This is a genomic window from Segatella asaccharophila (assembly GCF_054687055.1).
The window spans coordinates 168,407-177,631 of record NZ_BAACAN010000008.1 but is presented as its reverse complement, the minus strand read 5'-3'; the positions used below and the strand labels follow the sequence as shown (position 1 = coordinate 177,631).

The window sequence follows — 9,225 nt, the reverse complement described above, 5'->3', positions numbered from 1 at the left end:
AAACCTGGTTGTTTCTAGATGAGATTCAGAACTTAAAGGGATGGGAGAAGATAGTTGATTCTTTGTCACAGGATCCGAGTCTGGACTGCGAGGTGTTTTTGACAGGTAGTAACAGTAAACTGTTGTCAGGAGAACTTGCCACTTTGCTGTCGGCTCGTTACGTGGAATTTGAAGTCCAGCCGTTCAGTTATAAAGAGCATCTCCGGGCCTTGAATGAATCCGTGGTCTCCCGTCAGTCAATGATCAGATATCTTACTACCGGCGGACTTCCGGAATTTCTTAATTTAAAAGGTGAGGAAACCCGGCGGCATTATGTAGAATCAGTCAAGAATACGATTTTATTGAAAGATATCGTGGAGCGTTATAATATCAAGGACGCAACATTACTGGACAGGATATTCTCTTATTTGACCAATAATTCTTCGTCTCTTGTTTCAATTGGCAATATTGTGAACGATCTGAATAATGAACAGAAAAGGAAAGATGTTAAAGCCCGTAAACAAAACTATGATACGGTATCCAGTTATATAGGGTATCTAGAAGATTCTTTTCTCATCCTGAAGGCTGTGAGATATGATCTTAAGGGAAGGGAGATTCTAAAAGGTGCGGCAAAGTATTACGTGAATGATAATTGCTATCACAATTATCTTTATGATGGCTATGGTTATGGTCAGGGCTCATTGCTTGAAAATTATGTCTATCAGGCATTGCGGCGTGCCGGCTTTATCATTTATATAGGGAAGATGCTGAATCGGGAGGTGGATTTTATCGCTAAGAAACAGGATCGTATATTGTATGTCCAGTCCTCGTGGACTATAGATGACGATATAACGGCTGCACGAGAATATCGGTCTCTTGAAGCTATAACGGACAATTATTCTAAAATCATTGTCTCAATGGATGACATTGCGAAAAAAAACCGCAATGGAATTGAAAATGTCCAGGCTTGGAAATTGGAAGATTACCTCGGAATAGAATGACTATTACTTTCACAGTGGTAATGTGGGGGAGCTGGCATCAAAATTGCAACAGGTAATAGCGCATCCGCTGGAACACGTGGAGTATGACATGAGCAAGTATATTTACGTTCCAACTGCGAATGCGTGGTACCGTATCCTGCCTGGCGACAGTCTGGCCGGAGAACGTCCGCGCTCGCTGTTTATCATGAAGAAGGATGGCAGCGAGGCGGTATACAGGATGACGGCTGCGCAGGGAAAGGACATGATTTTTACTTTATTGTAACGGTACGATACAGAGGAAAAACACAAATATTTTTTGATTTATATAATTGATGTCATCTCAAGTTAATGAAATGAGCAACCGGAACGGCAGCCTGCTGAGAGGCCTGGCAATCGTGTCGGATCTGTTGCTCCTGAATGTTTATACGTGGGTTTATACGGAGGTCATCGGATCTCCATTTACGAGGATCAAGGGTTTCTGGCTGGCAATCTGTTTTGCTTATCTGATCAGCATTCACTTCTTTCCGCCGGTTTTCCATTTGCGCCAGTCTACAAGGCTGTTCGTGATCGGCAGGGTGATCAAAACCTGGACCTTCTTCCTGATCATGTCTTTGTGCTTTTTGTTCTTCCTGCACTGTGTAGTCCTTCTGAAGTGGCGATACTGGCTGGTATATTATGGTTTGTTTTTCATACTGCTCTGTACTGGCCATCTGTTGGGCCGCAAGTTGCTGCTAGACTACCGTAAGCGGAAAGGACTGTGGCATGAGGTGCTGTTCGTAGGGCAGAGTTCTAGCCTTGAGGACCTGTATGCGGCGATGCGGGATGACGCGTCATACGGCTATCGTTTGAAAGGCTATTTCGCCGATGCTCCTAAGGATGACTTCCTGGAAGGGATTCCTTATCTCGGAAGAGTTTCAGAGGTGAATTCATGGATGGACGGTTATCCCGGCAGTATCTCTGCCGTGTACTGCAGCCTGTCCTCGGAGAGGGCGGATGAGATCCGGCAGTTGATGGAATGCTGCACGCGCCATGTGGCACTGTTCTACAGTGTGCCGAACGTGCGCAATTATCTGAAACGGAAGATGAATATGGCAATCTATGGTGATGTGCCTGTGCTGTATATCAGTGAGATTCCGCTGAACCGTCCGGGTAATAAACTTCTTAAGCGTGTGTTTGATATAGTGGTGTCGGTGATATTCCTGGTGTTCTTCTTTCCGTGGATCTATCTGATTGTAGGTGCGATTATCAAATTGACAATGCCGGGTCCGGTGTTTTTCAAACAGAAGCGGACCGGTCTGGACGGCAGGGAATTCTGGTGCTATAAGTTCCGCAGTATGAAGGTGAATGATGAGGCGGACAGTGTTCAGGCGACAAAGGATGATCCGAGAAAGACGAAGTTCGGTAATTTCATGCGGCATACGAATATCGATGAACTGCCACAGTTCTGGAATGTTCTTATGGGTACGATGTCAATCGTAGGGCCCCGGCCGCACATGCTTAAGCATACGGAAATTTACTCCCAACTTATTTCCAAATATATGGTGCGCCATTTCGTAAAACCGGGGATCACCGGCTGGGCGCAGGTGACAGGATGCCGTGGGGAGACTCATGAACTGTGGCAGATGGAAAGACGCGTGAGAAAGGATATCTGGTATATCGAGAACTGGTCGTTTCTCCTGGATTTGAAGATTATCTGGCTGACAATCTGGGATGTGATCACTGGAAAGAATGATGAAGCCTACTAAAGGAACGGGATATACCTTGGCTTTCGGTTTATGTTCTATTCCAATGACAACGAGCCAATCCATGTGCGTATGATCAAGGGTAATTCGTTAAATGTTACCGTAATGCTCTTAAGATATTTGATGAACAGGAGTATGTGATGAATTGATAAAAAAATATTAAAAATGAAGAGAGAATAGATGGTTCTTGTTTTTAATATGTATCTTTAAAAACTTAATAAAGGAGGGAACGATGAGTTCAGATTTACATTATATCAAAAGTGGACCTGCCCTATATGGAAAAAGGCCTATGATATTTTTGTTTCTAAAGGTGAGGCCGTAGTTATTGTGCCCTGACTTTGCTTGATTCCGATGGATACGGGTAACTGTGTCCTTCGTGACGAACTATTTAGTGAAATCCGGCCTGATTTTTCAGGTGCAGCTGCAATTTCCTTTGAAGCCGGGATTTGATAGGCTATGGTAATAGCATATTTTGGCCCGTCAAGGAAGTTTTCCCAAAAACATCAGTACTTGTAGGACTGAATAACCAAGATTGAACCTTAGAAAACTATATACAAGAAGATGAAAGTATACTACTCTCCACAATATTCGGGTTTCACCTTTACCAATCTCAAGGGCAAAGGCGGAATACTCTTTGATACTTCCATAGTTGACACAGGCGGGCTGATTGACCTGCTTTGTCTCCACGGCGTACTGCATTTTGAAACCCATGACGGCACGAAGCGAATGATAGCCTATTACAAGGCAATGAGGCGATACTCCAAAGACAATCCTGGTCATGTGCTGGCACAGTCATTCGGGACTGATGGATTGGATACTGCCAAGATCTGCCTGTCATGGCGCGATGCTCTTATCCTTGCTGGCTGGACGGCTGAAAAAGACGTCCCAAGTAAAAGGATGGCCGTACTCCAAGGTGTGGAGAAATATTTCGACTGCCCAGGCACGGTGGATATTATACCTCTTGTCATCAAGGCTGTCAATGGCGGCTGCACATTGCCGGAAAATCTTGAGATTGTCACTCCCTGCGACTATCACTTGCTGCAGCCAGTTATTGTACGGTTACTTGACGCACTGAAAAAACAGGAAGTCTGCCTGTCCACACTGAAAAGTGCCGCGCAAGATAGGGAAGGCAACCTTCATACCGTTGTACGGGTACTGGAAGGCAATGCCGGCAAAGAGGTGAAGTTGAAGAAAGACGACCCCTCTCTGAGAATTGTGAGCTTCAGCGAAAGGGATGACTCGCTCCGCTGGCTCTCCTTGCAAGCGGACAATGCCTTCGATGTCTGGATTGACGGTGACTCAAAGCCTCTTGACAACTATCTCCGTCTTGAGGGTAAAGCCACTACAGGCAGCACGGTTGCACAGTGCATGCCGCAAATCAGTCAGTTATTCATCATCGGGCTCAGCCTGTTCTCTAGGCCACTAAACGTGAACATGCTGCTCGAATGGCTCTATGCCCCTATGACGCCGCTAGGACATCAACTGGCAGGAAGGCTCGCCAGTGAGATTGTCAATCAAGGTGGTTATTTCAATCCCGAATGCCAAAAGATAATCGACAACTACTTGGACGGTAAATATGACAGGTTCAAAGATGGCGTTACTGACGAGCAAAGGAATGACCTGATTAAGAGGCGCCGCACGGCAAGAGAGAAATCAATACACATTTTTCTGCCTTCCATCAAAGACCACAAAGGCTACACGGAGGCTGACAACAAGGTTGACGCAAAACGGCTCTATGAATTCAGTGAAGCCTTAAATACATGGGCCAGGCAGCAGATGACCATTATCAATGATGATGACCATCAGTCTCAGCTCGGCAAGGTGAAGACAGAGACAGAGGCCGTTATGCTCCTTTTGGATGACTATACCGACAAGAGGATACCGTTTGCTACCATTGAGAACTGGATGGGGAGTCTTTACAAATATGCCGATTACCGTCAGTACAGTGCACAGCGTGGCTGCCGTAACGTCATTGCCTCACCAGGGAATATCGCAGGACAGACAGAGCGCACGGTCTGGTGCGACTTTATGGGATATGTGTCAGAGAAACTGACATACAGTTTTCTGACTCCAATGGAGAAAAGGGCGTTCAAGAAGGAATTGTCCTTGTGGGACGAGAGTAAGGAACTGCAATACCGCCGTGAGACCCTGCTGTTGCCGTTAAAGATGACATCCTTGCAACTGACGCTTGTTACTTACGACCGAAACGAGAGGGAGCCGGTGGAGAAGCATCCGTTGATGATACGGCTGATGCAGTCAATAGAGAACCTGGATGTTATTATTGACCATCCGCAGCTTGACAACAGTCTCTATGAGGATGCTAAAGTCATCGACAACAAGAACCGTAACAATGACACCGATGAGTTCGTGCACCTGCCACATCCTGAACTTGTTATCTTCCCCGACTGCGAAAGCTACAGCTCGCTAAGCAACATGTTCCAGAGTCCGGTTGACTATACTTTCCAGTTCATCGCAGACATTTATCAGTCCGGACTATCAGCCATGGCACCGATGAGGACAACGAAAGGAAATGTGGCTCATGCCGTCATACAGACACTGTTCTTTAATAAGGACGTTGAAGGCAGCGGTTGTGTTCCTTATATTGAGAAGAATCTCAAGGACAATTATGACCGTGTATTTGTAGAAACCGTCGATGCATACGGCTCCATCATGCTCCTGCAGGAAAACCGGATTGACACCCGGACCTATAAGGAACAACTCCGCCAGTGCGCTGAGAGGCTGTTGGGCATCATCAAGGCTAATAGTTTTCACGTCACCGGTATAGAGACTTCTGTAAAGAACAAGCTGGGCTTTGCCCACGACATAGACCTGCTCGGCTATATAGACATGTACCTTGCCAATGATGACGGTATGCCTTTTATTTTCGATTTCAAGTGGAGTGACAACCATAAATGGTTTGACGGACTGTTACGGGAGAACAAGTCGTTACAACTCTCGCTCTACCGGGCGCTGGTCAACTCCAGGGAAGAGAAGAAGGTTGGCGGGGTAGGCTATTTTCTTATGCCCGAAGGACGCATGGCCACTACTGGCGGTATCGCAGGCGACCTCGTCTCGACAATTGCGTTAGACGAAGACCGCAAGGGTAAAGACCTCATGACCGAGATGCGCAACTCATATGCCTACCGCCGCAATCAAATTGAACGAGGACTTATTGAACTTGGCGAAGGAGAGGGGGTTGGAGCTCTCCAATACGGAAAGGACGAGACGGAAAAAGATCTTGTACCGCTTGACACCGACGAGGATGGCAACAAGGCGACCTGCCCATTCAGTATTTATGAATGTTTCAAAAGAAAGTAAATAATGAGGAACATACAATATATCAGCGCAAGTGCGGGCAGCGGCAAGACCTATACGCTGACCCACAAACTGGCGGATGCCGTCCGCGGCTATTCCCTTGATGATAAAGGTGGCAAGACTCCCTGCGTGAAGGTTGAGCCTGAACAGGTAATCCTCACTACCTATACCGTGAAGGCGGCAACGGAATTCCGCGAGAAGGCGAAAGCTGCGATGCACGAAGCTGGACTCCACGATGAGGCAGAGCGTCTTGACCAGGCAATGATAGGCACCGTCCACAGTGTCGCTGATGGATTCATCCATAAATATTGGTATCGGCTCGGCATCAGTCCGGAGCTTAACGTGATGACTGATGAGGACAAGGATTTCTTCATCAATCAGTCGCTCGCGTCCTTGCCGTCTGGGGATGAACTGAGGTTCCTCAGCCAGTTCAGCTACCAGTTCGCCGTAGGCTACAAGTACGGCAGCGGCAAGTATGACGTGAACGATAAGCACTGGCAGGAGGACTTGAAAAGCATCGTTGACTACACGACCAACTATGGCATTACCGACTACACTCACAGTGAGGAATACTCCGAGAATGTCATTAAAAATTTCTGCCGTGAAGGAGCGCATGTAAACTTTGACAGGACCACTGCCGGAAAAGTCTTGGATGAACTCGGTTCCATCAACCGTACGGAAAGCGAGAGCGGCGCGTCCAGTAAGCGTAAAAATAACATTGAGGAGTTCGGTCGAAAACTGAAGTTCATAAACTATGCCGACATGGTCAGACTGCGTGACTTTATCTACGGCCTGCCAAAGAAATCCTGCTGTCCGGCAGCACTTGATTTTGCCTCTACCCTTGACAATATTTGGGTGTCGGAGGAAGTCCGCGATATGCAACTGCGCTATATCCGTCTGCTGTTCAAGTATGCCAAAAAGTGGCGTACGGTATTCGTCGATTACAAGCGTACCAAGCACCTTATCGACTATAACGACATGGAGGCACTCTTTCTTGACTTGTTAGGCATGCCCGATGTGGCCGCTGATATCCGGGAAGAATACAAATACCTGTTTGTAGACGAGTTTCAGGACTCCTCTCCCATACAGGTTCACATCTTCGACCGTCTCTCGGAAATCGTGGACCATTCGGTGTGGGTAGGTGACTACAAGCAGGCCATCTACGGCTTCCGTGGCGCAGACACTGATCTTGTCAAGGCCGTTACCGACATCATAGCCAAAGGTGATAATGGATGCACTACCGATACCCTTGGCACAAGCCACCGCTCCTATCCTGAAATAGTGGAGACCTGCAACAAAGTCTTCATACCGGCTTTCAGTGGCATTCTCCAACTTGAGCAAGTGGAGTTGAAGCCGTATAAGAAGAACAAGGAAAATCTGAGAAACCTCCGTGTATGGCCGCTTGAAGGCAGAAGCAAAGACGAGCGTATGGGCCATCTGGCATATAACATAGCCTGTGAGATAAAGGGCGGTAAACAGCCTAAGGATATTGCAGTCCTTGCGTTGGCCAATGCGGACCTTGACTCTCTTGCCGATAAGTTGCGTCCTTATGGTATTCCCATCTGCCGGGATGATGCTAACGTCGCTACAAGAGACGAGACCTTGCTGCTCACGGCATTGCTGTCGCTTCTTGTCAACCCAAATGATGAGCTCTCAAGGGCACAGATTGCTCTGCTCACGGTCCAAGGCTACGGTACTGCGAGAATTCTTGACGAAAAACTCGTTGTTAACGCTAGTGACGGCAAGACCAAGCGCTATCTTGACGACATACCGCTGGTCAGGGAGTTGCTCTCAAAGCTAAATACCTTTCGCTTACAGTCTGTGCGTGCCGTGGTGGAGAGTATCATCATCGAACTTGACCTTGACAATGTAGTCGCGCACTGGGAAAATCCTCAACAGAGCCGTTCCACACTCCAGGCACTGGCGGAGACTGCGGCAGTGTATGAGGATCATTGCCTCCAGATGACTCTTCCTGCTACAGTATCCGGCTTCATTGCCTATGTCAGCCAAAACGGAGTCATCGCCCTTGGAGCCCCTGATGGTATACGTCTGTCCACCTACCATAGTGCCAAGGGACTTGAATGGGATACCGTCATCCTACTGTCCCTTGACGACAATCCTGCAGACATCAACAAACTGACAACACGTTATTACTACGGGGTTCAGGTTTTTCACGAAACTATGCCGAGTGCCAGCAACCTGTATCCCGACATGACCATCAGCCTGCTGCCGTGGATTTACGGTTCACAGAAAAGTGCGCCTGAAGAGGTGGCGGAACAGCTGATAGACTCTGAAAGATTCAAAAGTATCCGTACTCAGAGACTGTCTGAAAGCAAGCGGTTGCTATATGTGGGCATGACACGCCCGTCAAAAGAGTTGATACTCGCCCCCTCAACCTCCTCAAATGGCCTGCGTATCTTCGACACTATCTATGACGGCACTTCGTTGAAGACCGGCAATTATACGAAGTCCGGACTTTGTGACCCGTTGGGTATCGGCGTCAACTTCCTGTCTGAGACACCATGCGATAATGTGTTGGAGAATGGTGACTGGAATTACCAGACCGTTACAAATAAGATTCTCCGTCTTCACGGGGAGCCTTGCAATGAGCCGCCACGCGATATACAACCGAGCGGAACGGAGTCTTCGGAAATGGAAATAGAGAAGGAACTGGACAGTGACGGAAGACTGCTCACAATAACAGGTCATCCAGACATGGCGGGCATTGGTTCCTGCATCCATGACATCTTCTGTGCCCTTGATAGGAACAAGAACGAAGACTATGTGAAAAATATCATAGACGGTTATGGACTGTCGGACCATCTTACTGATCCATTACAGGTAATAAAGGCTTGGAACAGGTTGGAACAATATCTTACCGGACATTTCGGCAAGTCGATCCGCCGGTATCATGAGTTGCCTTTCAAACAACTGGTAGATGGTCAAATTGTCACGGGTAACATGGACTTGGTGTGGAAAACCGACAAGGGATGTGTTCTTATCGATTACAAGACTTTCCCGGGTAACGAGCAGCTGGTTCTCTCTCCCGGTGACCACTATGCTGGCAACTACAATGGCCAGTTCGACTATTATACGAATGCGTTGAAGGCTGCGGGTGAAAATGTAATTGCAAGATTTGTTTACTATCCTGTAACGGGGATGCTTGTGAAAATATAACGGACAATGGATGCAATTGAGATAAAAACGGG

The 9,225-nt window shown here is 47.4% G+C and carries 5 protein-coding genes; all 5 read left to right on the top strand.

Annotation, left to right across the window (positions count from 1 at the left end):
* Positions 1 to 980, top strand: a 980-nt coding sequence (locus ACYRYG_RS07110; RefSeq protein ID WP_460197895.1) for an ATP-binding protein, incomplete at its 5' end; no start/stop codon positions are given.
* Positions 981 to 1,023: 43 nt separating this feature from the next.
* The gene (locus ACYRYG_RS07105; protein ID WP_460197894.1) at positions 1,024 to 1,242 is read left to right on the top strand and encodes a hypothetical protein; all 219 of its coding nucleotides are present in this window, start codon (positions 1,024 to 1,026) and stop codon (positions 1,240 to 1,242) included.
* A 49-nt stretch (positions 1,243 to 1,291) separates the two neighbouring features.
* Positions 1,292 to 2,704, top strand: coding sequence for an undecaprenyl-phosphate glucose phosphotransferase (locus tag ACYRYG_RS07100; protein WP_460197893.1), 1,413 nt, complete (start codon positions 1,292 to 1,294; stop codon positions 2,702 to 2,704).
* Positions 2,705 to 3,262: 558 nt separating this feature from the next.
* Positions 3,263 to 6,019: a PD-(D/E)XK nuclease family protein gene (locus tag ACYRYG_RS07095; protein ID WP_460197892.1), complete on the top strand. Its 2,757-nt coding sequence runs from the start codon at positions 3,263 to 3,265 to the stop codon at positions 6,017 to 6,019.
* A 3-nt stretch (positions 6,020 to 6,022) separates the two neighbouring features.
* On the top strand, positions 6,023 to 9,193 hold the full coding sequence (locus ACYRYG_RS07090; protein WP_460197891.1) for a UvrD-helicase domain-containing protein: 3,171 nt from the start codon (positions 6,023 to 6,025) through the stop codon (positions 9,191 to 9,193).
* Positions 9,194 to 9,225: the final 32 nt, after the last annotated feature.

Excerpts from the sequence above, each read along its gene's own strand:
- ACYRYG_RS07100 (WP_460197893.1), top strand. The coding sequence starts at position 1,292 with ATGTCATCTCAAGTTAATGAAATGAGCAACCGGAACGGCAGCCTGCTG.
- ACYRYG_RS07090 (WP_460197891.1), top strand. The coding sequence starts at position 6,023 with ATGAGGAACATACAATATATCAGCGCAAGTGCGGGCAGCGGCAAGACC.
- ACYRYG_RS07095 (WP_460197892.1), top strand. The coding sequence starts at position 3,263 with ATGAAAGTATACTACTCTCCACAATATTCGGGTTTCACCTTTACCAAT.